Origin of the sequence: Streptomyces sp. NPDC058525 (assembly GCF_042719495.1) — a bacterium.
In the GTDB taxonomy this organism is placed as follows: Bacteria; Actinomycetota; Actinomycetes; order Streptomycetales; family Streptomycetaceae; genus Streptomyces.
In genome coordinates this window covers 28,824-53,380 of record NZ_JBHXNP010000008.1, presented here as the reverse complement: position 1 = coordinate 53,380, position 24,557 = coordinate 28,824, and the positions used below count along the sequence as shown (strand labels likewise).

The window sequence follows — 24,557 nt, the reverse complement described above, 5'->3', positions numbered from 1 at the left end:
CCGCTTTGGGTGTGGTTCCTCCTGTCTGCGCTCATCGCCGGTGCTCTGTTGATCGATATGCGGGTGTCGCGTGCGGAGGGCACGCATCCCACGGCTCCAGACCTGGACGAGTCTGTTCCCGAGCCTCCGGCTGAAGTCCCCTACCAGGAGACGTCGATCGTGGTGGTTCCCGTCCAGAGTGCCGTTGAGGACTGCCCCTTCCTGTTCTCCGCCTCCGTCTGGTGGCGGCCCGCGGGGAGGTTCGCCCCCTCTTCACACGGCAACCCGGCCGCCCTGGCCGCGACGTCCGTCCTGCAACGTGTGGAGAGCGTGACGCTGACGGAGAACCCCGGCCGGTGCACGTTCCTGGAACGTTCGCTGGAGGGGGTGCTGGGAACACCGATCCTCGACGGTTCGGAGCTGGTGGAGGCCTTCGCCACGGACATCCGGCTGGTCCTGCGGCCCAGGGACCGGGAGCACCTGGAAGAGCTGGACGGGCTGCGCAAGGCCATGGGCAGCTGGGAGAGCCGGCGGCAGCACGAGCGCAACCTCCGAGAGTACCTGGGGGAAGACGTTCTGCGGAGTCCCGGCAACGCGGTGGTCTGGTGGATGGCCCGCCACGACGACCAGATCGAGCGTGCGGTGGACATGATCGCTCCTCTGACGGTCCTGTCCGCCGCCGCCAATGACGAGGAGATCCCCGAAGAGTACCGGGATCTGTTCCGGAGCCGCTGGAAACCAGTGGAAGGGGAGCCGATGAGCGGATTCGACCACCCGGAGCCGGGTGGTGGGCAGACCTCGCCGGTCCATGGCCCGATCCGTCCGGCAGCGAGACAGGAACCTCCCGCCGATCTCCTGGCCGCCTGGCTGGACAGCGAGGGGTTCACCGAAGGGTCGGACGAGACCAGGGTGTTCCTGGACCGCCTCGCGCGTACGTCGGACGCGGCGGGCCGGCCGGAGGCCGCGGAGAACATCCGCAGGCATATGCGTCGGGCCGACCACGAGGACGGACGTCCCCCTGCCGACCCCTCGGAGACCGGTACGGAGGATTCCCCGCCGGCCCCACCCGCCTCCCGGCCGCCGCACGGCGGAGACGCGGCCGGCCACCCGGGCGACGCGGCGGAACCGTCGAGCACCGGGGGTCGGCCGACGGCACCGGAAGGCACGGCCGCCGAAGCAGGCTCTTTCTCGAGGCATTTCGGCCCCGACGCATGGGCGCAGAGCGACCCCGGCCCGGACTGGCCCGGGGGTGCGCGATGACCCCGTCCCCCGATGTCTTCACCCGCATCTGCAGGTCCGTGGAGCAGCGGTACGCCCAGGGGCAGCCGCTGTGCAGTGGTTCGGACGTACCCATGGAGCCGCACTGTGGTCGAGCGGGCACCTCGCTGGACGATCTGCGGTCCCAGGCCCTTCGAGCAGAACCGGGCCACCCTGACCGGACCGCTCACTGGCGGCACATTGCCGGCCACATCCGTCAGGACGAGGTTGAAAGCGGACGGAGTTGGACGCTTGTGGCTGTGTGGCTGCTCGCGCCCCGCTTGAGAGGAGTGGCGTACTCGCTCTCCCGCCGTACCGGCGCCGAGCACGCTGACGTGTGCTCCGCGTTGCTGCAAGGAACGTTGGAGGGTGTTCGAACCCTTGGCCGGGCGGACACATCGCTCGCTGAGCAGCACCTGGTCGACGAGGCCTTCGCCGCCGGGTGGCGGACGGGCCGCCGCAGTCCGGAGGAGACCCCGGTGGGAGAGTGGGGAACGGTACGGGAGCCGGAAGGGCGCGATCCATTGACGATGGCGGCCGAGGAAGTCGTACGCGTCGACGGGATGTCCAGGACTCTCGCCCAGCAGGCACAGGGCGAACGGCTGGGGTCGCTGGCGTATCGACTGGACCTGCTGGACCATGTGCGCCAGGTACGTCAGCGTGGTCGCCGCCGAGCCAGCCCTCGCGCCCAGGCCGCAGTGAGCGAGCAGTTGAGCCTGTTCGGGATACGGGGGTCCGCCCGATGAAGCGCCATCGTGATGAGTCCGTCGCCTTCTCCGCCCTGTTCGGACTTCCGGAGGAGGTGGGGATGCGCATGGCGGCGGACGCGCTGAGCCTGGGGCTGAGCACAGCGTACGCGCGCGCGAGAAGCGGTGAATTCCCTTGCCCATTAAGGAAAGCCGGGCGTCGGTACGTCGTGCGGCTGACGGATCTGATGCGGGCTCTCGGAATCCAGGACGTGCGCGTGCACTACGACGACTTCGAAGCGGGTGCGCGCATCGCGCGTGGTCGGTCCGACACCTGGTGCTGAGCAGGGGGGCCGGGGTGGTGCACGGAGGGCCGTGCACCACCCCGGCTCACGCACCACTACTCCGGCAGCCGGATCCCGTTCACGGCGACATCGAAGGCGGGGCGGAACTCGTCCCACTGGGCACTCGGCGCGGACAGGAAGACTACGTACTGGGTCCCGTCGGTGCTGGTGAACGCCAGTTCCGCCGCGCGGGAATCGCGTACGCGGCCCCTGCGTGAACTCCCAGTACCTCGCCCGCTCGCTGTCCCCGGAAGGTGGTCTCGTCCATCCGTATCCGCTGGTAGCCCGGGTTCTCGCGGCGGGTCTGGGCCTCCTCTGTCTCCACGTCAGTGCCGGAGCGGTTCCACGTCGGCGAATGTGACGACGTCGACCCGCAGGCCCGTCGGCCTGGTGAGGTCGAAGCAGGTGACCGCACGGCGCCCGCCGTCGCGGTGGCGGTGAGGGCCACCACCGCGACCGTTGACCATCAGGCGTATGCCGACGGCGCCCGCCCTTCCACGCGGTGGCGGGAGGCCCGTCCCCTTGGCCGGAACGTGCGGCGGCTGCCAAGGCCGCGCTCGCGAGCACTCATGCACGTTCCCGTCGGGTGGGCTGACCGTCGGAGCTTTCTGCTCCCGGTGCTGCCCGTCCCCGCTCCTGCCCCCTGCCCTGCGGCGCGGTCCAGCAGGAATATGGCCCGGTCCGCGACCATCCACTCGGCGGGGTCCTTCACGAGTAGGCCGTCGATCAACCGGGCCCAGCGCGGCGCGGCGCGGCGGGTCGCACCGGTCTGTGGTGGGGCGCACGCCGCCCCCACGGCTGTGGCCCGCTGAACGGGTGCGATCCTCGACCGCCCGGTACAGCGTCGCTCTGAGGGACCACAGGTGGATCAAGGAACCGGGCTCGGCCATGCCTCTCCGGAAACGTTCGGGGGCGGGGTAGCGGAACGAACCCACGAGCTCGCTGAGCAAGGAGGAGCGCCGTTCTCATGCGACGTCGGAGGCCTGTGCCGGAAAACGACGAAGGCTCGGACCTTAGATCGGTCCGAGCCTTCAATCGAAGCGGGGGATACGAGATTCGAACTCGTGAGGGGTTGCCCCGAACACGCTTTCCACATGTTCGTCTGGCCGTCCGGAGGGGGGCGTGGGCCTCCTGACCTGGGGCGGAGTGTCCTGATGGGCTCCGTCCGGACGGCCCCGAACGGAGGCGAACGCAACCAGGACTGCAACCACAGGAGTCCAGCCCCTGATCACGCCCTGCGCCAGGCTCCGAGCAGTTCTCCGGGTCCGTATGCCACCTGGAGCCCGGAACAGGTGGTCCCGTTGCGTGAGACCGCCACGAGCGGTACCGGCTCGTCGGTGATCGCGGCTCGGTGCTTCTGCAGCGCCGCCAGGTCGTGGCTGTCGAACGAGGAGTTCTCCAGCCACTTGACCGAACCGAGAAAGATCAGTTTCTTGGCCACCGGCTGCCGGTCGGCGCCCACCAGGTCGATTTCGACGTCGTTGCTGCGGGTCCAGTACCCGCCGATCGCGGGGGCGGCGGGCAGGAGGCGGGCGAGGGATTCCCGGACGAGGGGCTCGATCGCACGCCCCCGCCAGCTCGTCCACTGCTCCTGGATCCGGCCCAGCGTGAGATCTCCCCGCATCCGCTCGATCTCCGCCATGTGCGGATCCAGAAACGCGAGCCAGAAGCGGAGGTAGGGGTCGGCCACGCGGTAGCGGCGTTCCTTCGACTGCCTCAGCGAGAGGGGCAGCTCGGCCGCCACCACCCGTTTCTCGGTCAGGACATCAGTGGCGCGGGTGAGAGTGGTGTGGGCGATACCGCCCGCCGCGCGAGCGATGTTGGTGAAGCTTCTCTCCCCGCTTCCGATGGCCCGTAGGACTTCCCGGCTCATCGCCTGTGGTGGAAACTCCGCGGCCAGTGACCGCTCGGCGGAGACCAGCAGTGCCGAGATCGGGTTGTCTAGCGAGTCGCGGAGGAACTCCCAGACGTCGGCCCCGGGCCGCCACTCTGCGCAGATCAGCGGAAGTCCGCCCGTGATCAAGGCGGCGTCGAAGGCGGCCGCCGGCTCGAGACCGAGCATCTCGCCGATGTCGGCCGGGTTCAGCGGCCCCACGACCATCTCCCGGCCCCGCTGGTGGAAGGGCCGGTCGTAGCTGTTCAGTGCCTCCATCATGGACAGGTCGGACCCGACCAGGAGGAGGAGTACGGGTTTGCGGCTGAGCAGACGGTCCCATGCCCGCTGGAGCATGCCCTCGAAGGCCTCGATGCGATCCATCAGGTACGGAACCTCGTCCATGACGACCACGCTCGGGCTGTCGTCGGGGAGGATCTCCGCGAGGAGCCTGAATGCCGCATTCCACTGCTCTGGAGTCTCCTCCGAGAACAGTTCCCGCTCGGGCAGGGTGGATCTGGCGACGGCGTCGAGCAACTCCGTCAGCTCGTCCTCCGCCGCGCCGCCCGCCGCGGTGAAGAACAGATACGGCACCTCGGTGCGTCGGAGGAATTCTTCGACGAGGCTGGACTTGCCGACCCGCCGCCGTCCGCGCATGAGGATGCACTGCCCCGGTTTCACCGACCCGACGGCATCGCGTACCGACCGCAAGGCGTTGCCGAGCACGTTCAGCTCGCGATCCCGCCCGATGAAGCGCCGCACATAAGCCTCCCGCAAGCAATAGTATCGACAGAGATAGTATCGCTGTCGATACCATCCTCTCATTCAGGTGCGACGCTCATCACGCTGTGGATGCGGGAGAGGGTGAAAACGCGCTCGGCGTTCCGAAGGTGGCACCAGGCTTCGAGGTAGGGCGGATCGAGTTGGAGGCGGCTGAGGGTGCGCACGGTCCGGCTGCCCGAGGTTGCGACGTACTCGACCTTGATGGCCTGACCGGCATCGATGGCATGAGCGAGCTGGCGGACGTCGCTGTACGGAAGGCGTTTCGCCCATCCCGCGACGATCTCCTCGGTGTCCGTGGCGAAGGGCGCTCCGCCGTCGAGTGGCGCCGGTTCGGGAGCGGGCGGAGCCGCCAGCAGCCGCATCGCCAAGTTGCTCGGGTCGAAGGCCGCGGGTTCCTTCGCCGTGCTCGTGACGATCCGGCCGCCGCCCCTGGCCCTGGAGTCGCGCGGAGCCGGAACGGCAGCGGCGGCACGCCGAGGCCCGGCCTTTTCGATGCGTACCGTGCCCTCGGCGGTTTCGGCGACGGGGGCGTATCCCTCGGCCCGGAGCGCGGCGAGTGTCGTGTCGAGCGGGCTGCGGCTGATCAGCACCGTCGGCGCCAGCTGTCGTAGTCCGAGCTTGGCGAGCCTGCGGTGGGCAGCGAGTTCGGCGAGGAGTGCGGGCTCGTGGCCGTGGAGGACGCAGGCGGCGGGGGCGATGCGTACCCGCCCGTGGCCTCGTGCGGTGTCGGCGATCAGGTACGACAGCGGCTGTGGCAGTGGCCCGGCGGCGACAGCGGCCAGGTCGACTGTGATGTCCTCGTGGGTACGGCCGGCGTCCAGAGCCCGGCGGACGCTGCCGGCACTGAACCGCCACACCGACGCCGTGCCGCTGGTCTCCCGGTCCGCGACGGAGTCCAGGAGTGCGGCCAGCCGCGCGGACGGTGTGCCGGAGACGACGGCGGTGAGGTCGGCGCCGATCCGGGCCGTCGCGGTGGCCGAGGGCAGCAGCCGTCGGCACTCGATTCCCAGCCCCTCCGCGTCGCCGGTCCGGAGGTGGATGCCCATGGCGGACAGGGCGCCTCGCGCGAGTACGCCGAGGAGTTCGGCCTCGCGGATCACGGTGGCGAACGGCGGTCCGTCCGACGACGAGTCGGCGAGGGGGCGGTCCCAGGCGATCAGCGGCCCCAGATCCGACGCGACACGCAGGCCCTGCCCTGCCGGGAGCCGCGCCGCTGCGGCCAGCAGCCCGTGACGGGCCTGCACACAGCCGTTGCAGGGCGGTGCGCCGGCGAGTGCGGCGAGCGCCTTGTTGTCCTCGTCCCGCGCCCGGGTGGGGGTGAGCGGCAGGTTCCGCCATGCCTGGAGCAGTACGGCGAACTGCTCCGGGGGTTCCTGTTCCGCCCAGGCGTCGTAGGCCTCGGTGGGGGCCACGCGATCGCCGTCCCGGGCCAGCAGCCCGGCGGCATACGCGGTCTCCAGGGTGAGGCGTACGACGGCGTCGTCGGCCTGGGCCGCCTTGCCGATCCGGGCCAGTTCACGCGCACCGATTCCGCCCGACTTCAGCCGGGCCGGCGCGGTCTTTGAGCAGGCCGACAGGACCGAGGCGGCGTGGGTGGCGAACGCCGCGGCCGCGGCCGACGCCTCGCGGTCCACCTCCACCGGGGTGACGGACACCGATCGCGCGGAAGGCGGGACGGGTTGGAACGGCGCGTGCCAGCCGGGCCCGCGCAGCGCGACCGCCACCTCGGCAGGCATACGGGCCGGGCCGTAGCGGTGGCGGTCATGGATCAGGAGTCCGCGTTCCAGTGCCCATCGAGCCCCCGGTTCGAGATCGGGGCCCGGACTCCCGAACATGATGAACCGCGCGGGCCTCGCCGGCCCAGCCCCCGCTCGGCCTTCGAGCAGCTTCCGGGTCGCCGCAGGGGCCTTGGCGACCGCGGAGACAATCCGCTCCGGGTCGCTGTGATGTTCCACCAGGGCGGCCAGCCGCTGCGACTTGCTGCCCGGCGGCTTGACGGCCAGTGCCGCCAGCATGCCGCGCAGTTCGTCGGAGGTCGTGCCCGCGAGCAGTTCCTCCAGCGGGGCATCCAGACCCAGTGGCGCGTCCCATGCCTGCCTCAGCGGGCCGGCCATGCGGAGCTTCCCCGCGCCGTCCGGCCAGACCAGAGCCTGATCGGCCAAAGCCTCCAGCACGGCCTCCAGTTCGCGGGTGGTGCCGTCGTCCGCAACTCCCAGCAGATCTGCCAGGGCATCGCGCGGCGCGGGCGCACGCAGCGCCGCCAACGCTTCGGCGACCTGGAGATGCGGCAGCGCGAGCCGCGGCAGGACCAGTGCCACCGACCCCGGGCGCTGAAGACGGTCCGCCAGTTCGCCCACCGACCGCGGCTCCGGAGGGGACACGGCGTCCTTCCGCGTCCCGAGCACGCGTGCCAGACGAGAGTCGTCGAGGCTGCCCAGCCAGGCCGCCAGTGTTGATCGGGACTTCATACGGGAGTGCACCTCGTCGGACCAGGGACCGTCGCAGCGGGGCCGGAGCCCCGGCGCCGGTTCAAGGATGGCGTATCCCCGTGAGCCGCGGGTGCCGTATGAGGGCAGGTACCCCCTTGGCGGGCGTTGACGGCTTGTGAGCCGCCTCAACAGAACTGCAACCGGAGCATGCCGAAGACCCCGGCCGCTGGAGCGGTCCGGGGTCTTCGTTTCGCCTGGTCAGGCGACTGCGGAGGATACGAGATTCGAACTCGTGAGGGGTTGCCCCCAACACGCTTTCCAAGCGTGCGCCCTAGGCCACTAGGCGAATCCTCCGCCGCAAACAATACAAGACGTTGAGGGGTGCTCGCGAACGTGATCGTTCGCGGAGGGCGGGGCCGGGGGCGGGCTCGATTCCGGGGGCGAACATCCGCTAGGGTGGGGTCAGCCCCTCACGTGGCGCTATCTCACCCAACTCCCCCAGGGCCGGAAGGCAGCAAGGGTAAGTGGGCTCTGGCGGGTGCGTGGGGGGCGCTTTGCGTTCCGGGGGGCCTAGTGGGCCGCCGTTGTCGGTGGGCCCGGATAACCTCGTAGACGTGTCGTCCCTTGCGCTGTACCGCCGCTATCGCCCCGAGTCGTTCGCCGAGGTCATCGGGCAGGAGCATGTCACTGTCCCGCTGATGCAGGCCCTGCGGAACAACCGGGTCAACCACGCGTACCTGTTCAGCGGGCCGCGCGGCTGTGGAAAGACGACCAGCGCGCGCATCCTCGCCCGCTGCCTGAACTGTGAGCAGGGTCCCACTCCCACCCCGTGCGGGGAGTGCCAGTCCTGTCGTGACCTGGCCAGGAACGGGCCGGGGTCCATCGACGTGATCGAGATCGACGCCGCCTCGCACGGTGGTGTGGACGATGCCCGCGACCTGCGCGAGAAGGCCTTCTTCGGGCCCGCGTCGAGCCGGTACAAGATCTACATCATCGACGAGGCCCACATGGTCACCTCGGCGGGCTTCAACGCCCTGCTGAAGGTGGTCGAGGAGCCGCCGGAGCACCTCAAGTTCATCTTCGCGACGACGGAGCCCGAGAAGGTCATCGGGACCATCCGGTCCCGGACGCACCACTACCCCTTCCGGCTCGTGCCGCCCGGCACCCTGCGCGAGTACCTGGGCGAGGTCTGCGGCCGCGAGGGCGCCTCGGTCGAGGACGGCGTGCTGCCGCTCGTCGTGCGCGCCGGCGCCGGGTCCGTGCGTGACTCGATGTCCGTCATGGACCAGCTGCTCGCCGGTGCGGGCGATGACGGTGTGACGTATGCCATGGCGACCTCGCTGCTCGGGTACACCGAGGGGTCGCTGCTCGACTCGGTCATCGACGCCTTCGCCGCCGGTGACGGGGCCGCCGCCTTCGAGGTCGTGGACCGGGTGGTCGAGGGCGGGAACGACCCGCGCCGGTTCGTCGCCGACCTGCTCGAGCGGCTGCGCGACCTGGTCATCCTGGCCGCCGTGCCCGACGCCGGGGAGAAGGGGCTGATCGACGCCCCCGCCGATGTCGTGGAGCGGATGCAGGCGCAGGCGTCCGTGTTCGGGGCCGCCGAGCTGTCGCGCGCCGCCGATCTCGTCAACACCGGGCTCACCGAGATGCGCGGCGCGACCTCGCCGCGGCTCCAGCTGGAGCTGATCTGCGCCCGCGTGCTGCTGCCCGCCGCCTTCGACGACGAGCGGTCCTTCCAGGCCCGGCTCGACCGGCTGGAGCGCAGCGGGGCGGCCGCCGCCTTCGCGCCCGCTCCCGTCGCACCCGCCATGGGCTACGTGCCCGGGCCGGAGGCGCACCCCATGGCGCCGGCGGGTCCGGGCGGCGGCGTCGCCGCGACGCGTGCCGCCGCAGCCGTACAGGCCCCGCCGCCCGTCCCGGCCCCCGCGCCGGTGCAGGCTCCCGAGCCGGTACGGGCCGCCGCGCAGCCGGAGGCACCGGTCCAGGCCGCGCCCGCCCCCGCCGCCCCCGCCCCGGCCGCCGCACCGGCCCCCGGGGCATGGCCCGGAGCAGCGCAGCCCGGCAGCGGTGCCCCCGGAGCCCGGCCCGCGGCCGCACCCGCCTCCGCCCCCGGTGCCTGGCCCAGCGCGGCCGCCCCGGGCCAGGGGGTCCCGGCTCCCGCGCCCGCAGCCCCCGCGCCCGCCGCCCAGGCCCAGACCCCCGCGGCCCCGGCCGCCCCGGCGCCCTCGCCCGGCATGGCCGCCGGCGCCGGGCAGGTCCAGGCGATGTGGCCCGGCGTCCTGGAGGCCGTCAAGAACCGCCGCCGCTTCACCTGGATCCTGCTCAGCCAGAACGCCCAGGTCACCGGCTTCGACGGGACCACCCTCCAGCTGGGCTTCCCCAACCCCGGAGCCCGCGACAACTTCGCGAGCAGCGGCAGCGAGGACGTGCTCAAGGCCGTGCTGGCCGAGCAGTTCCAGGTCAACTGGAAGATCGACGCCGTGGTGGCCGGCGCAGCCCCGGCCCCGCTCCAGTCCGGCCCCTCGTACGGAGCCCCGGCAGCCCCCGCCCCGGCCTACAACCCGCCGGCCTACAGCCCCCCGCCCGCGCCCCAGGCGCCGGCCCCGTCCGCTCCCGCCCCGCAGAACCAGCCGCAGCAGCAGCCCCAGCAGCCCCAGCAGTCGGCTCCCGCCCCGCAGCCCCCCGTACAGCAGGCGCCCCCGCCGGTCGCCCCCGAGGACGACTTCGCCGAGGACGACGATCCCGACCTCGTCGAGAGCGCCCTGACCGGACACGACCTGATCGTGCGCGAGCTCGGAGCCACCGTTGTGGAGGAATACACGAATGAGTAGCCCCGCCTGATTGGGGTGGCCGCACGAATCCGGCTGCGCCGTCCGGGCTAGGCTGAGCAGCGTGAAGGTCCTCGTCATCGGCGGCGGCGCCCGCGAACATGCCCTGTGCCGCTCTCTGTCCCTCGACCCCGACGTCTCCGCGCTGTACTGCGCTCCCGGCAACGCCGGCATCTCCGAGGTGGCCGAGCTCCGCCCGGTCGACGCCCTCGACGGCGCCGCCGTCACCGCTCTCGCCACCGAACTCGGCGCCGGCCTGGTCGTCGTCGGCCCGGAGGCCCCGCTGGTCGCCGGAGTCGCCGACGCCGTGCGCGCCGCCGGCATCCCCGTCTTCGGCCCGTCCGGCGAGGCGGCGCAGCTGGAGGGCTCCAAGGCCTTCGCCAAGGACGTGATGGCCGCGGCCGGGGTCCCGACCGCGCGCAGCTACGTCTGCACCACCCCGGAAGAGGTGGACGAGGCCCTCGACGCCTTCGGCGCCCCGTACGTCGTCAAGGACGACGGCCTCGCCGCCGGCAAGGGCGTCGTGGTCACCGACGACCTCGCCGCCGCCCGCGCCCACGCGCTCGCCTGCGACCGCGTGGTCATCGAGGAGTACCTCGACGGCCCGGAGGTCTCCCTCTTCGCCATCACCGACGGCGTCACCGTCCTCCCGCTCCAGCCCGCCCAGGACTTCAAGCGGGCGCTGGACGGCGACGAGGGCCCCAACACCGGCGGCATGGGCGCCTACTCCCCGCTGCCGTGGGCCGACCCCAAGCTGGTCGAGGAGGTCATGGAGCTTGTCCTCCAGCCGACCGTCGACGAGCTCCGCCGCCGCGGAACCCCCTTCTCCGGACTGCTGTACGCGGGCCTGGCCATCACCGGCCGCGGCACCCGGGTCATCGAGTTCAACGCCCGCTTCGGCGACCCCGAGACCCAGGTGGTCCTGGCCCGGCTGCGCACCCCCCTCGCGGGCGTGCTGCTGAACGCCGCCAAGGGCACCCTGGACGCCCAGCCCGGGCTCCGCTGGAGCGAGGACGCGGCCGTCACGGTGGTCGTCGCCTCGCACAACTACCCCGAGACCCCGCGCACGGGCGACGTGATCGAGGGCCTGGACGAGGTCGCGGCGCAGGACGCCCCCGACGCGTACGTGCTGCACGCCGGGACCCGGCGCGAGGGCGACTCGGTGGTCAGCGCGGGGGGCCGTGTGCTCTCGGTGACGGCGACCGGTTCTGATCTGGCACAGGCCCGCGACAAGGCGTATAAGGCCGTCGCACGGATCCGGCTGGACGGCTCGCAGCACCGTACGGACATCGCGGCCAAGGCGGCCGAACGCCCCTGAGCTGCGGCAGAGCGAACCCCGCGGGCCCGGTGCGCACGAGGTGCGCCCGGGCCCGCGGGCGCGTTCGCGTGCGACTGCATCCGGCCGCGTTCGAACGCACCCACCTTTGCCCAAAGCCATTCCATCGGGTGATCGTCCCCCGGTCCGCCTGACGCCCGGGCGCGCCCCAACTAGGGTGCGGCGCAAGCATTCCGGCACTCGTTCCGGCACTTGGCCCACCGGCATTGCGATGTCAGTGGCGGGTGTCACAGTGGGGGAGTGAGCAAAGCCGCCGCAGCGCAGAGGGGGTGAGGTCCGGCCGTGTCCGGAACCGGTTCGATCGTGGAAGTGGGCGTGCCGTCCGCGCGTTCCCGCGCCTTGGCCGTGCTGCGCGTGCGCAGCAGGGCCCTGGCCGTCGGGCTGCTGCCCGCCGCCCTCGCGGTGGTGCTGGTGGCCGCCCGGATGACGGGTCGGCTCGCCGGTGACCCCTGGCCCGCGGTGACCCTCGCCGTCTGCGTGGTCGCCGTGCTGGTGCTGCTCGTCGGCGGGGTCTTCGGCGCGGTGGTCCTGCGGGCGAGCCCGGCCGTGACGCCGACGGTGCCGCTGTCCGAGGCCGCCGCCCCCGATCTGTACCGGCTGGTGCGGGACCTCGCCGACCGCATGAACGTACCGGCGCCCTCCGCGATAGCCCTCACCCCGGACTGCGACAGCTGGCTGGAGGACCGCACCCACGCGGCGCACCGCCGCGGCGGCATATCCGCCGGGCCGGAGTCCGAGCCCGGTGCCGCCCCGGTGCTGGTCATCGGCTCGCCGTTCCTGTGGTGGATGCGGGTCGCCGAGCTGCGCGCCGTCCTCGCCCCGGTCGTCGCCGGTACGGGCCCTTCGGCGCACCCGGACATAGCCGACGCGCGCGGCTTCGTACGGGGTCTGGACGCCGCCGTGGACGTGGGCGGCCGGCGGGGCCTCGGCTGGATCGCCGCCCCCGCCCGGCTGCTGCTGCGGCTGTGCCGGGTGGACGCCGCCGAGATGGAGCGCGGCGTGGCCGCGGCCGCCTCGGACCGTGCACAGGGTGTGGACTACGGTCTGCGCATCGTCGCCCAGGAGCAGGTCGGCCTGGCCTACGCGGGCTGGGACCGGCTGCTGACCCGGGTCGCGCTGCCCGCCTGGCGGATGGGCCGCTGGCCGGCGCACCTCGACGCCGGGGTGGTCTCCGCGCTGACCGAGCTGTCCCGGCGCGACCGGCTGGCCGACGGGTTCACCTCGCGCCTCGGCGAGCGCCCCGCCTGCGACCTGCTGGAACAGCCCGGCGCGATCGACGAGGCCGCCTCGCTGCTGGCCGCGCGGCTCTTCCACGGCGGTCCGGCCGAGACCGGCCCGGAGTGGTCCCCGGTGGACTGGGCGGCCTATCCGGAGGAGGTCGTGGACCGAAAGTGGCGTACGGAAGCGGCCCGCCTGCACACGGCGCTGGACGCCCTGACCGCGGTGGCCGCGCCACCCCTCGCGTCCCCCGTCGCGCCGCCGCCCGCCGCACCGGCCCCCGCGGCCTCCGCACCGGCCCCCGCGGCCTCCGCACCCGCCCCCGCGGAGCCCGCCGCACCGGCCTCCGCGGCCTCCGCACCGGCCTCCGCACCGGCTTCCGCGGCCTCCGCACCGGCTTCCGCGGCCTCCGCACCGCCCTCCGCACCCGCCCCCGCGGCCTCCGCGTCCGCCGCCGCGCCGCCCCCGACACCGCCCCCCGCCCCCGCCGCCGTGGACGGCTTCGCCGGTCCCACGCTGGAGCGGGTGCTGGGCTACCTCACCGACCCCGCCGGCGCGGGCGCGGCCGGGGAGGCCCTGGCCGGACGGCTCAGCGGCGACCTGGCCCGCGAGGAGCGCGCCGCCGGCTCGGGCGCGGACACCGGCAAGGCCCGCGGTGCGGACGCCGTACCGCTGTTCCCGCTCCAGCCCCCGCGCAGCGGCCGGGACCTGCTGGCCGACCACGTCACGGCCATGGTGTGCTGCGCGGCCGTCGACTCCGCCGGGGCCGCACCGGGCCTGGACTGGCTCGACGGCCCGGTCCTGCTCGTCGGCGGCGACCGCCGCTCCGACCTCGCGCCCCGCGTGCTGTGCCTGGTCGAGGACGGTGACCCGGAGCCCCTGCGCGACTGGCTCGCGGACCTCGGCGTCCGCCCCGAGAAGCCCGTCCGCCTCGTCTGACGGCCCCGAGGCACACCCCGAAGGCCCACCAGACACGCCGACGGACGCCCACCGGACGCGCCACAGGAGGCACCACCAGGCAGCTCCCGGACGCCTCACGGACGGGCTACGGATCGCACGCACAACCGGATCCCTATGTTCCGATCACGTCAATTCGCGACGAACGGTGACGGACTGCGTGCGTTATGTGATGTGCTGGGACCGGCTCGATGCATTGCCCGTTCGGGGGAGCGAGGGAGGGGAGCGGTTATGGGTGCGGACCAGATCCGGCGTTGGGAGTCAGGTGCGCTCGCGCACGCGGTGAACGACCCCTTCGGACAGGGCCCCCTGCCCTGGTTCCGGGGCAGCGAGCTCTACTTCGACGACACCGGCCAGGTCGTCCCCTGGTACGTGGACCCGGCCCTCGCCCCCGGCCAGCTCCCGCGCGGCCGCGGCGGCACCGGCGGCCCCCGTACGGCCGACGACGTGCACCGCCAGATCAAGGGCTTCGCCTCCACCGGCGCCGTGGCCCCCGGCGAGGCGATCGACTTCCACATCACGGTCGACCCGCCCCAGCAGTTCTCCGTCGACGTCTACCGCATCGGCCACTACGGCGGCGACGGCGCCTCCAAGATCACCACCAGCCCGCGCCTGTCCGGCATCGTCCAGCCGGCCCCCCTCGCCGCCGACCGCACCGTCTCCTGCCACCACTGGTGGCTGTCCTGGCGCCTCCAGGTCCCCTCGTACTGGAGCATCGGCGCCTACGTGGCCGTCCTCACCACCGCCGACGGCTACCGCTCCCACATCCCCTTCACGGTCCGCGACGACCACCCCGCCGACCTCCTGCTCCTGCTCCCCGACATCACCTGGCAGGCCTACAACCTCTACCCGGAGGACGGCCGGACCGGCGCCAGCCTCTACCACGCCTGGGACGAGGACGGCCGGCTGCTCGGCGAGCAGGACGCGGCCCACACCGTCTCCTTCGACCGCCCCTACGCGGGCGCCGGCCTGCCCCTGCACGTCGGCCACGCCTACGACTTCATCCGCTGGGCCGAGCGCTACGGCTACGACCTCGCCTACGCCGACACCCGCGACCTGCACGCCGGCCGCGTCGACCCCACCCGCTACCGCGGCCTGGTCTTCCCCGGCCACGACGAGTACTGGTCCGCGCCCATGCGCCGCACCGTCGAGCGCGCCCGCGACCACGGCACCTCCCTCGTCTTCCTCTCCGCCAACACCATGTACTGGCAGGTCGAGCTCGGCCCCTCCCCCTCCGGAGTCGAGGACAGGCTCTTGACCTGCCGAAAACGCCGCGGCCCGGGCCGCCCCAGCCTCTGGCGCGAGGTCGACCGCCCGGAGCAGCAGCTGCTCGGCATCCAGTACGCGGGACGCGTCCCCGAGCCCGCGCCCCTCATCGTGCGCAACGCCACGCACTGGCTGTGGGACTCCACCGGGGCGGGGGAGAACGACGAACTGCCCGGCCTGGTCGCGGGCGAGGCCGACCGGTACTTCCCGCGCACCCAGCTCCCCGCGCACCAGGAGCGCATCCTGCTCGCGCACTCCCCGTACCTCGACAGCGAGAACCACCGCCGCCACCAGGAGACCTCGCTCTACCGGGCGCCCAGCGGCGCCCTGGTCTTCGCGTCCGGCACCTTCGCCTGGTCCCCGGCGCTCGACCGCCCCGGCCACGTCGACGAGCGCGTCCAGCGCGCCACCGCCAACCTCCTCGACCGGATCTGCAAGCGGGACTGAGATCCCGGGACGCGCACGGCACCCCGCCTGCCCGGGAGGGCGGGCCCGTACGGGAGAATGGGTTTGCGCTTGTACAGACCCACAGGGAGACCCCGTGTCCGGATTCGTCGAAAAGCCCGAGCCGGTTGAGGTTCCCGGCCTCGTCCACCTCCACACCGGCAAGGTGCGCGACCTCTACCGCGACGAGGACGACCGCCTCGTCATGGTCGCCAGCGACCGCATGTCCGCCTTCGACTGGGTGCTGCCCACCGAGATCCCGGACAAGGGCCGCGTCCTCACGCAGCTCTCCCTGTGGTGGTTCGACCAGCTCGCGGACCTCGTCCCGAACCACGTCATCTCCACCGACCTGCCCGCCGGCGCCCCCGCCGACTGGGCCGGCCGCACGCTGATCTGCCGCAACCTCGACATGGTCCCCGTCGAGTGCGTGGCCCGCGGCTACCTCACCGGCTCCGGCCTCGCCGAGTACCGGCAGACCCGCACGGTCTGCGGGCTGGCCCTCCCCGAAGGCCTCGTGGACGGCTCCGAGCTGCCCGCCCCGATCTTCACCCCGGCGGCCAAGGCGGCGGTCGGCGAGCACGACGAGAACGTCTCGTACGAGGAGGTCGCGCGCACTGCGGGCCCCGAGACGGCGGCGCTGCTGCGCCAGACGACCCTCGCCGTGTACGGCCGGGCCCGCGACATCGCCCGCGAGCGCGGGATCATCCTGGCGGACACCAAGTTCGAGTTCGGCTTCGACCCGAAGGACGGCACGCTGGTCGCCGCCGACGAGGTGCTGACCCCGGACTCCTCCCGCTTCTGGCCGGCCGACCTGTGGGAGCCGGGCCGCGCCCAGCCCTCCTTCGACAAGCAGTACGTCCGCGACTGGCTGGCCTCCCCGGCCTCCGGCTGGGACCCGAAGGGCGAACTCCCGCCGCCGGCCCTCCCGCAGGAGGTCGTCGAGCAGACCCGCGCCAAGTACGTCGAGGCCTACGAGCGGCTCACCGGCCTGACCTGGCAGAGCGGGGCCTGAGACGCGAAGAAGCCCCCGGTCGCAGGACCGGGGGCTTCTTCGTTCTGAGCGGACAACGCGACTCGAACGCGCGACATCCACCTTGGCAAGGTGGTGCTCTACCAACTGAGCTATGTCCGCAGGTGCGCCGTAACGCGAGAACTACTATACCCAACCTCGCTCGCGTGCGAGACGCACTGCCGTGTGACGGTTCTCGGCACCCAGCTTCATCGCCGCCGACGACAGGTAGTTCCGTACGGTCCCCTGCGAGAGCCGGGCCCGCTCCGCGATCTCCGCGACGGGCGCCCCGTCCGCCGCGAACTCCAGCACCTCCGCCTCCCGGGCGGTCAGCGGAGAGTCCCCCGCGCTGATCGCGTCGGCCGCCAACTCCGGGTCCACATAACGCCCTCCGGCGTGCACGGTCCGGATCAGCTCGGCCAGCCGCTGCGCCGACACGGTCTTCGGAGCGAAGGCCCGCACCCCCGCCGCGAGGGCCCGCTTCAGGTGCCCGGGACGGCCGTGGCTGGTCACGATCATGGCCTTGCAGTCCGGGAGTTCGGCCCGCAGCGATGTGGCGACACTCACACCGTCCGCCCCCGGCATCTGGAGGTCCAACACCGCCACGTCCGGCCGGTGTGCCCGCGCCATCGCCAGGGCCTCCGGCCCCGACGCGGCCTCGGCGACCACCAGCAGGTCGTCCTCCAGCGCCAGCAGCGCGGCCAGCGCCCCGCGGATCAGATGCTCGTCGTCGGCGAGCAGTACGCGTACGGGGCTCACGCCCGCACCTCCAGTCCTTGCACATGGGCACTCGGGATCTCGGCGCACAGCCGGAAGCGCCCTCCGGCCACCAGCCCCGCCTGCAGGGTCCCGTCCAGCGCCGCGAGCCGCTCGCGCAGCCCGGCGAGCCCCGAGCCGGGCGGCCCGGCGGGACACTCGGGCGCCCCGTCGTTCTCGACCACCAGGGTCACGGCCCCGGCCTCCGGCGCGGTCAGCCGTATCAGGCAGTGCTGCGCGTCCCCGTGCCGCAGCACGTTCGTGGTCGCCTCGCGCACCACCCAGCCGAGCGCCGACTGCACCTCGGCGGGCAGCGCCCGGCCGGCCGCGAAATCGACCCGGCAGTCCATTCCGGCCGCGCTCAGCACCCCGCGCGCGCCCTCCAGCTCCACCGACAGGTCGGCCTCCCGGTAGCCGCGCACGACGTCCCGCACCTCTCGCTGGGACTCCTGGGCGATGCGCTGCACCTCGATCATCTGGTCCACCGCCTCCGGGCGTTCGCGCCGTGCCAGCTGGACCGCCAGCTCGCTCTTGAGCGCGATCACCGCCAGATTGCGGCCCATCACGTCGTGCAGGTCCCGGCCGAAGCGCAGCCGCTCCTCCGCGACCGCCAGCCGCGACTGGGCCTCGCGGGAGCGGTCCAGCTCCCAGACGGTCTTGAGCAGCCAGTTGGTGAACCCGCAGGCCAGCGAGAAGAAGAGGCTGGTGATCAGCACGCCGACCACGTAGCCGAGGGCCTCCCCGGCGGACAGTCCGAGGGCCAGGACCACCAGTCCCGTGCCGCCCGAGCACGCGGGGCCGACGTACCGCATCTGCCGCACCGAGGGCAGGCACATCACCAGGGCCCCGCTCCCGAAGCCGGCCATCCCCACGACCAGCTGCGGGGCCACCGCCGGGTCGGAGAGCGCCCCGTACCGGCGCAGGACGAGCACGGTCACCACGAAGACGGCCGTCACGGCCGCGACGGTGACCGCGAGCCGGACCGGGCGCTCGCGCCGGCCGACCACCCAGTCCATCGCCCGCGAGTACACGAATCCGCACAGCACCGCGTGCACGCCCACCAGCAGGAAGAGCGCCAGGGCCACCAGGGGCCGCTCCGGGGCCTCGACGGCCACCGGAATCATCCCGAACGAGAAGATCTCGAGGAGGACGAAGAGATGGCACGACCAGCGCGTGTACAGCTCGACCTTCTCCGCACTGCTGCGGTTCTTCCACCACCCCGTCAGCTTCGACACGGTTCCCGTCCCCCCGGCTCCTCTAGCGGCGCGGTTCCCAGCGGAACCACCTCTGCACAGCAAACACCGTGATCACGACCCAGGCCAGCGTGGTGAGCGCCGCCCCCAGCAGGCCTGCGGCGTCCGTGCCGCCGCTCCAGCCGGCCCGCACCAGGGTCATCACCCCGCTGAGCGGCAGCAGTTCGCAGACCGAGGCCGCGGGGCCGGGCAGCCGGTCCAGCGGTACGAAGAGCCCGGAGCCGAGCGCGGTCAGCAGGAACAGCGGCAGCGTGGTCAGGCCCGCGCTCTCCACGGTGCGGGTGACGGCACTGGTCAGCGCGGACATCCCGGCGAGCAGCACGATCCCGGCGAGCACCGCCGCGAGGAGCAGCAGCGGGTTCAGCGGCATCCGCACGTCCAGGGCGGCCGCCCCGGCGACCGCGAGGACGGTGATCTGGCCGACTGCGAGGACGGCGGACGGCAGCGCGGTCCCGCCCAGGATCTCCAGGTCGCTCGCCTCGCCGGTGCGCAGCCGCTTCAGTACGAGCTCCTCGCGCCGGGCCACGAAGGCGGAGACCAGGTTCATGTAGACGACGAGCAGCAGCACCATGCCGATCCCGCCGGTCAGCGTGGCCTCGCCGACGGCCGCGGCGCCCTGGGCCCCGTCCAGCGTGGAGCGCAGTACGAAGACCATCAGCACCGGCATCAGCAGGGCCACGCTCAGGGCCGCCCGGTTGCGGACGAGCAGGGTGAGCTCGCTGCGGCCGAGCGCGGTGAGCCGGCCGGGGTTCAGGGTCAGAGTGCTCATCGGGCGGCTCCTGTCAGTGCGTCGGCCGGACCGGCCGGCTCGGTGATGTCCCCGGTGTCGCCCGCGCCGCCGCGGCGGCCCTGCGCGATGTCCAGGAAGGCCTCTTCCAGCGAGCCGGACCGGGCGTCGAGCCGGTCCAGCGACACTCCGGAGTCGTGGGCCCAGCGCAGCAGTTCCGTCAGGGACTCCTGGAGCCGCCCGGTACGGATCTCCACGCGCTGCCCGTAGGCCGCCGCGTGCAGCGACAGCGGGAGCCGGGCGGCGGGCACCCCGTCGGGCAGCGTGAAGCGGATCCGGGCGGGCCGGGTGGCGGTCACCTCGGCCGGGGTGCCGGACAGGACGAGCTCCCCCTCGTGCAGGATCGCCAGCCGGTCGGCGAGCTCCTCGGCCTCCTCCAGGTAGTGCGTGGTGAGCACCACAGTGGTCCCCCGGTCCCGCAGTTCCCGGACCAGTGCCCAGGTGTCCCGGCGCCCTTCGGGGTCCATGCCGGTGGTCGGCTCGTCCAGGAACAGCACCTCGGGCCGCCCCAGCAGGGCCAGCGCGAGGTCGAGCCGCCGCCGTTCACCGCCGGACAGCTGCTTGACGCGTACGGAGGCACGCGCGCCCAGGCCCACCAGGTCCAGCACCTCCGCCGCGGGCCGGGCGCCGGTGGTGACCCCGCCCCACATCCGCACGGTCTCGGTGACCGAGAGGTCCGAGGGGAAGCCGCCCTCCTGGAGCATCACCCCGGTCCGCGGGCGGACCTCCGCCCGCCGGGCGTACGGATCGAGCCCGAAGACGCGGACCCGCCCGCCGCTCGGCGCGTCCAGTCCCTCCAGCAGCTCGACGGTGGAGGTCTTGCCGGCGCCGTTCGTGCCGAGCAGGGCGAAGACCTCGCCGCGGGCCACGGAGAAGGAGACGCCCCGTACGGCTTCGAAACCGCCGGCGTAGCCCCGGCGCAGCCCCTCGACGTCGATCACGGTGTCAGTCATGACTCCAGCCTCGCGGCGCCGGGAGGGCCGGGGCAGTGCGCGCTGTCATGATCCCCGATGACATTTGTCAGGGCACGGGAGAGAAACACGAAGAAGGCCCCGGTCGTAATGACCGGGGCCTTCTCCTATGGAGCGGACGACGCGACTCGAACGCGCGACATCCACCTTGGCAAGGTGGTGCTCTACCAACTGAGCTACGTCCGCAGGTTTACTGCGTGCACTGCGAGCAGTGCGTGCATCACTCTACCTGATCCACTGTGGTGGTCGGTAAACCGATGCAGAGCGGGTGACAGGAATCGCACACTGCGCCTTCCTCCTGGAAGGAGGATGTTCTGCTACTGAACTACACCCGCACGACTTCGGGGCTCTGACCTGCGGTCTGGCCCCTCGGCGTGATCCACACACTAGCCGACGGAGGGGGGTGGATGGCAAATCGGCTCTCAGTGGGCCGCGTTGTAGGCCTCGTAGATCTTCTTGGGGATGCGGCCGCGGGGCGGCACCTCGTACTGGTTGGACCGGGCCCAGGCCCGGACGACCGCCGGGTCGGGGGCGATGGACGTGTGCTTGAAGGCCTTCCCCGAACGCGACTGGCGGCGGCCGGCGGCCACGAAGGGCGCGAGGCCCTTCCGCAGTTTCTTTGCGTTGGCCACATTGAGGTCGATCTCGTACGACTTTCCGTCCAGAGCGAACACGACCGTTTCCGCCGCTTCTCCGCCATCGATGTCGTCGGAGAGCGTGACTACTACGCGCTGCGCCACGGATATCGGTCCCTTCGTGCGACCTCGCTCCCTGCTGACGTGGGGCGATGTCGACTGTGTGGATGTTTCGGGGCAATGCATCATTCATCCGGAATCCCGGGTGATTCCTTTGTACCCCGATTCCCATTGCATTGCGAAGCCCAGTTAATTCTCTCCGCGTGTCCCGCCGCAATGCCGGGCGCGTGGTTTTCCGTCGGATTTTGCGAAGCGTTGGTGAAGCCGAAACGGCCTGGTGATCACCGCTCTGGGATATCTACCCGCGTAGAAATTTCGGCCGGGTACGCTGAGGGAACCGCCTTCGCACCAACCACACACGGGAGTGCCCGATGGCACGCGTCGTAGTCGACGTCATGCTCAAGCCGGAGATCCTCGACCCCCAGGGCCAGGCGGTGCAGCGTGCACTGCCGCGCCTGGGCTTCGAGGGAATCGCGGACGTCCGCCAGGGGAAGCGTTTCGAGCTCGAGGTGGAGGGACCGGTCGACCAGGCCGCCCTCGACCGCATCCACAAGATGGCCGAGACCTTCCTCGCCAACACCGTCATCGAAGACTTCACCGTGAAGGTCGAGGCCTGACGGTGACCACTCGCATCGGAGTCGTCACGTTCCCCGGAACGCTCGACGACCGTGACTCGCTGCGCGCCGTCCGCCTCGCGGGGGCCGAGCCGGTCTCGCTCTGGCACCGCGACAAGGACCTGCACCAGGTCGACGCGGTCGTCCTCGCGGGCGGCTTCTCCTACGGGGACTACCTGCGCGCCGGAGCCATCTCCCGGTTCTCGCCGGTGATGGAGACCATCATCGAGCAGGCCCGGGCCGGCATGCCCGTCCTCGGCATCTGCAACGGCTTCCAGGTCCTCACCGAGGCCCACCTGCTGCCGGGGGCGATGCTCCGCAACAACGACCTGCACTTCATCTGCCGCGAGCAGAAGCTGCGGGTGGAGAACGCGGAGACCGCGTGGACCGGCGACTACACCGCCGGCCAGGAGATCTCCGTACCGCTCAAGAACATGGACGGCCGCTACACCGCCGACGAGCGCACGCTCGACGAACTGGAGGCCGAAGGCCGCGTGGCCTTCCGGTACGTGGACCTGAACCCCAACGGCTCGCTGCGCGACATCGCCGGCATCACCAACGCCGCGGGCAACGTCGTCGGCCTCATGCCGCACCCCGAGCACGCGGTCGAGCCGCTGATCGGGACGGGCCGCACCGACGGCCTCCCGTTCTTCACGTCGGTCCTGAAGAAGCTGGTCAACGCATGAGCCTCGACACGGTCAAGAACGCCACCGAGACCCCGGACGCGGCGCAGCCCTGGAAGGAACTCGGCCTCAAGGAGGACGAGTACGCACGCATCCGGGAGATCCTCGGCCGCCGCCCCACGGGCGCCGAGCTCGCCATGTACTCCGTCATGTGGTCCGAGCACTGCTCGTACAAGAGCAGCAAGGTGCACCTCGCCCAGTTCGGCAAGAAGGCCCCGAAGAACGACGCGATGCTCGTCGGCATCGGCGAGAACGCCGGCGTCGTCGACGTCGGCCAGGGCTACGCGGTCACCTTCAAGGTCGAGTCGCACAACCACCCCTCCTACATCGAGCCCTACCAGGGCGCGGCCACCGGCATCGGCGGCATCGTCCGCGACATCCTGGCCATGGGCGCCCGCCCGGTCGCCGTCGTGGACCCGCTGCGCTTCGGCGCGGCCGACCACCCCGACACCAAGCGCGTCCTGCCGGGCGTCGTCGCGGGCATCGGCGGCTACGGCAACTGCCTGGGCCTGCCGAACATCGGCGGCGAGGTCGTCTTCGACGCGTGCTACCAGGGCAACCCGCTGGTCAACGCCGGCTGCATCGGCGTGATGAAGCACGAGGACATCCACCTCGCCAAGGCCTCCGGCCCCGGCAACAAGGTCATCCTCTACGGCGCCCGCACCGGCGGCGACGGCATCGGCGGCGTCTCGGTCCTCGCGTCCGAGACCTTCGACGATACGAAACCCACCAAGCGCCCCGCCGTCCAGGTCGGCGACCCCTTCCAGGAGAAGCTCCTCATCGAGTGCACCCTGGAGATCTTCAAGGAGAAGCTGGTCGCGGGCATCCAGGACCTCGGCGGCGCCGGGCTCTCCTGCGCGACCTCCGAGCTCGCCTCCGCCGGCTCCGGCGGCATGCGCGTCGAGCTGGACACCGTCCCGCTGCGCGACGCGACCCTCTCGCCCGAGGAAATCCTCATGAGCGAGTCGCAGGAGCGCATGTGCGCGATCGTCGAGCCGCAGTACGTCGACCGGTTCATGGAGATCTGCGAGAAGTGGGACGTCATCGCCACCGTCATCGGTGAGGTGACCGACGGCGAGCGCCTGGAGATCTTCTGGCACGGCGAGCAGATCGTGGACGTGCCCCCGGGCACCGTCGCCCACGAGGGCCCCGTCTACAACCGCCCGTACGCGCGCCCCTCCTGGCAGGACGCCCTCCAGGCCGACGACGCGAACAAGCTGCCCCGCCCGGCCACTTCGGCCGAGCTGCGCGCACAGGTCCTGGCCCTGGTCTCGTCGCCGAACCAGGCGTCGAAGTCGTGGGTCACCGACCAGTACGACCGCTTCGTCCAGGGCAACACGGTGCTCTCGCAGCCCGAGGACGCGGGCATGGTCCGCATCGACGAGGAGTCCAACCTCGGCGTGGCCATGGCCACCGACGGCAACGGCCGCTTCGCCAAGCTCGACCCGTACACGGGCGCGCAGCTGGCGCTGGCCGAGTCCTACCGCAACGTGGCCGCGACCGGCGCGAAGCCGCTCGCGATCTCCGACTGCCTGAACTTCGGCTCCCCCGAGGACCCGGACGTCATGTGGCAGTTCGCCGAGGCCTGCCGCGGCCTGGCCGACGGCTGCCTGGAGCTGGGCACCCCGGTGACCGGCGGCAACGTCTCGCTGTACAACCAGACCGGTGACATCGCGATCCACCCGACCCCTGTCGTGGCGGTCCTCGGTGTGATCGACGACGTCAACCGCCGTACGCCGATGGCGTTCTCGGAGGCCGGCCAGCTGCTGTACCTGCTGGGCGACACGGCCGAGGAGCTCGGCGGCTCGGCCTGGTCCCAGGTCGTCCACAACCACCTCGGCGGCATGCCGCCCAAGGTGGACCTGGGCCGCGAGAAGCTGCTGGGCGAGATCCTGATCTCCGCCTCGCGCGACGGCATGATCGACGCCGCGCACGACCTGTCCGACGGCGGCGTGATCCAGGCGCTCACCGAGTCCTGCCTGCGCGGCGGCAACGGTGCGCGGATCGTGGTTCCGGAGGGCCTGGACGCCTTCACCTTCCTGTTCTCCGAGTCCGCGGGCCGGGCCATCGTGTCCGTCCCGCGCAGCGAGGAGCTCCGCTTCACGGACATGTGCGGCGCGCGGGGCCTGCCGGTCGCGCGCATCGGCGTGGTGGACGGCGAGGAGATCGAGATCCAGGGCGAGTTCACCCTCCCCCTGACCGAACTCCGCGAGGCCCACGAGAAGACGATCCCGGCCCTGCTGGCCTGATCCGGTTCTCGGCCGTACGAGGCCCCGCCCATCGTGTGGGCGGGGCCTCCGCGTTGTCGGCGGAGGTTGGTACGGTCGGCCGGGTCATCGCGTTCGCAAAAGCGGGGGTCGGGGATGTTCGAGCCACTGGGGCCTTA

18 protein-coding genes, 4 tRNA genes and 1 other RNA gene are annotated in these 24,557 nt (G+C 72.1%); 12 read left to right on the top strand and 11 right to left on the bottom strand.

Features of this window, described 5'->3' with window-relative positions; all coding sequences use genetic code 11:
- The first annotated feature begins 159 nt into the window (after positions 1-159).
- From ACFWP3_RS06590 to ACFWP3_RS06580, 3 genes are all read left to right on the top strand, one after another.
- Positions 160-1,239, top strand: a complete 1,080-nt coding sequence (locus tag ACFWP3_RS06590; protein ID WP_384216821.1) for a hypothetical protein — start codon at positions 160-162, stop codon at positions 1,237-1,239.
- A gap of 359 nt (positions 1,240-1,598) precedes the next feature.
- Positions 1,599-1,982 (top strand): hypothetical protein, encoded by a 384-nt coding sequence (locus tag ACFWP3_RS06585; protein ID WP_384216819.1) that lies wholly within the window; start codon positions 1,599-1,601, stop codon positions 1,980-1,982.
- Positions 1,979-2,266 carry a hypothetical protein gene (locus ACFWP3_RS06580; RefSeq protein ID WP_384216817.1) on the top strand — a complete coding sequence of 96 codons (288 nt, stop codon included), beginning with the start codon at positions 1,979-1,981 and terminating at the stop codon, positions 2,264-2,266. Before ACFWP3_RS06585 ends, ACFWP3_RS06580 begins: the two co-directional genes overlap by 4 nt.
- 1,228 nt (positions 2,267-3,494) lie before the next feature.
- Here ACFWP3_RS06580 and ACFWP3_RS06575 read toward each other — a convergent pair.
- The 3 genes from ACFWP3_RS06575 to ACFWP3_RS06565 all read right to left on the bottom strand — a co-directional run bounded on the left by ACFWP3_RS06575 (position 3,495) and on the right by ACFWP3_RS06565 (position 7,705).
- A complete protein-coding gene (locus ACFWP3_RS06575) occupies positions 3,495-4,901 on the bottom strand; it encodes an ATP-binding protein (protein ID WP_384216815.1) in 1,407 nt (468 codons plus the stop codon).
- Positions 4,902-4,960: 59 nt separating this feature from the next.
- Entirely contained in the window at positions 4,961-7,390 is a 2,430-nt protein-coding gene (locus ACFWP3_RS06570; protein ID WP_384216814.1) for a helicase C-terminal domain-containing protein, read from the bottom strand.
- A 230-nt stretch (positions 7,391-7,620) separates the two neighbouring features.
- A tRNA-Ser gene (locus tag ACFWP3_RS06565) sits at positions 7,621-7,705 on the bottom strand.
- Between the two features lie 107 nt (positions 7,706-7,812).
- Between ACFWP3_RS06565 and ffs the strand changes: the two genes are divergently transcribed.
- From ffs to ACFWP3_RS06535, 6 genes are all read left to right on the top strand, one after another.
- Positions 7,813-7,911: signal recognition particle sRNA small type (gene ffs, locus ACFWP3_RS06560), an RNA gene on the top strand.
- A 54-nt stretch (positions 7,912-7,965) separates the two neighbouring features.
- Positions 7,966-10,185 (top strand): DNA polymerase III subunit gamma and tau, encoded by a 2,220-nt coding sequence (locus ACFWP3_RS06555; protein ID WP_384216812.1) that lies wholly within the window; start codon positions 7,966-7,968, stop codon positions 10,183-10,185.
- A gap of 61 nt (positions 10,186-10,246) precedes the next feature.
- Complete coding sequence (gene purD, locus ACFWP3_RS06550; RefSeq protein ID WP_384216810.1) at positions 10,247-11,500, top strand: phosphoribosylamine--glycine ligase; 1,254 nt, start codon at positions 10,247-10,249, stop codon at positions 11,498-11,500.
- 300 nt (positions 11,501-11,800) lie between these two features.
- Positions 11,801-13,675, top strand: coding sequence for a hypothetical protein (locus ACFWP3_RS06545; RefSeq protein WP_384216808.1), 1,875 nt, complete (start codon positions 11,801-11,803; stop codon positions 13,673-13,675).
- A gap of 249 nt (positions 13,676-13,924) precedes the next feature.
- On the top strand, positions 13,925-15,406 hold the full coding sequence (locus ACFWP3_RS06540) for a N,N-dimethylformamidase beta subunit family domain-containing protein (RefSeq protein WP_384216806.1): 1,482 nt from the start codon (positions 13,925-13,927) through the stop codon (positions 15,404-15,406).
- A gap of 94 nt (positions 15,407-15,500) precedes the next feature.
- Positions 15,501-16,415, top strand: coding sequence for a phosphoribosylaminoimidazolesuccinocarboxamide synthase (locus ACFWP3_RS06535; RefSeq protein ID WP_384216804.1), 915 nt, complete (start codon positions 15,501-15,503; stop codon positions 16,413-16,415).
- 47 nt (positions 16,416-16,462) lie between these two features.
- Here ACFWP3_RS06535 and ACFWP3_RS06530 read toward each other — a convergent pair.
- The 8 genes from ACFWP3_RS06530 to ACFWP3_RS06495 form a co-directional block, all read right to left on the bottom strand.
- Positions 16,463-16,535: transfer RNA gene (locus tag ACFWP3_RS06530), tRNA-Gly, on the bottom strand.
- A gap of 24 nt (positions 16,536-16,559) precedes the next feature.
- Positions 16,560-17,171, bottom strand: a complete 612-nt coding sequence (locus tag ACFWP3_RS06525; protein WP_384216802.1) for a DNA-binding response regulator — start codon at positions 17,169-17,171, stop codon at positions 16,560-16,562.
- The gene (locus ACFWP3_RS06520) at positions 17,168-18,403 is read right to left on the bottom strand and encodes a sensor histidine kinase (protein ID WP_384216800.1); all 1,236 of its coding nucleotides are present in this window, start codon (positions 18,401-18,403) and stop codon (positions 17,168-17,170) included. Before ACFWP3_RS06520 ends, ACFWP3_RS06525 begins: the two co-directional genes overlap by 4 nt.
- A 22-nt stretch (positions 18,404-18,425) precedes the next feature.
- A complete protein-coding gene (locus tag ACFWP3_RS06515) occupies positions 18,426-19,190 on the bottom strand; it encodes an ABC transporter permease (protein ID WP_384216799.1) in 765 nt (254 codons plus the stop codon).
- Positions 19,187-20,161, bottom strand: a complete 975-nt coding sequence (locus ACFWP3_RS06510) for an ABC transporter ATP-binding protein (RefSeq protein ID WP_384216797.1) — start codon at positions 20,159-20,161, stop codon at positions 19,187-19,189. Before ACFWP3_RS06510 ends, ACFWP3_RS06515 begins: the two co-directional genes overlap by 4 nt.
- A gap of 128 nt (positions 20,162-20,289) precedes the next feature.
- A tRNA-Gly gene (locus tag ACFWP3_RS06505) sits at positions 20,290-20,365 on the bottom strand.
- Between the two features lie 77 nt (positions 20,366-20,442).
- Positions 20,443-20,514: transfer RNA gene (locus ACFWP3_RS06500), tRNA-Gly, on the bottom strand.
- 87 nt (positions 20,515-20,601) lie between these two features.
- On the bottom strand, positions 20,602-20,919 hold the full coding sequence (locus ACFWP3_RS06495) for an Lsr2 family protein (RefSeq protein ID WP_384216795.1): 318 nt from the start codon (positions 20,917-20,919) through the stop codon (positions 20,602-20,604).
- Positions 20,920-21,245: 326 nt separating this feature from the next.
- On the opposite strand from ACFWP3_RS06495, the gene purS reads away from it, so the two are divergent.
- The 3 genes from purS to purL are packed head-to-tail and all read left to right on the top strand — an operon-like array spanning position 21,246 to position 24,420.
- Positions 21,246-21,491: a phosphoribosylformylglycinamidine synthase subunit PurS gene (gene purS, locus ACFWP3_RS06490; RefSeq protein WP_030009438.1), complete on the top strand. Its 246-nt coding sequence runs from the start codon at positions 21,246-21,248 to the stop codon at positions 21,489-21,491.
- A 2-nt stretch (positions 21,492-21,493) separates the two neighbouring features.
- Positions 21,494-22,174 (top strand): phosphoribosylformylglycinamidine synthase subunit PurQ, encoded by a 681-nt coding sequence (gene purQ / locus ACFWP3_RS06485; RefSeq protein ID WP_384216793.1) that lies wholly within the window; start codon positions 21,494-21,496, stop codon positions 22,172-22,174.
- Positions 22,171-24,420, top strand: a complete 2,250-nt coding sequence (gene purL / locus ACFWP3_RS06480; protein ID WP_384216791.1) for a phosphoribosylformylglycinamidine synthase subunit PurL — start codon at positions 22,171-22,173, stop codon at positions 24,418-24,420. The genes purQ and purL overlap by 4 nt, the downstream gene beginning before the upstream one ends.
- Positions 24,421-24,557 lie beyond the last annotated feature (137 nt).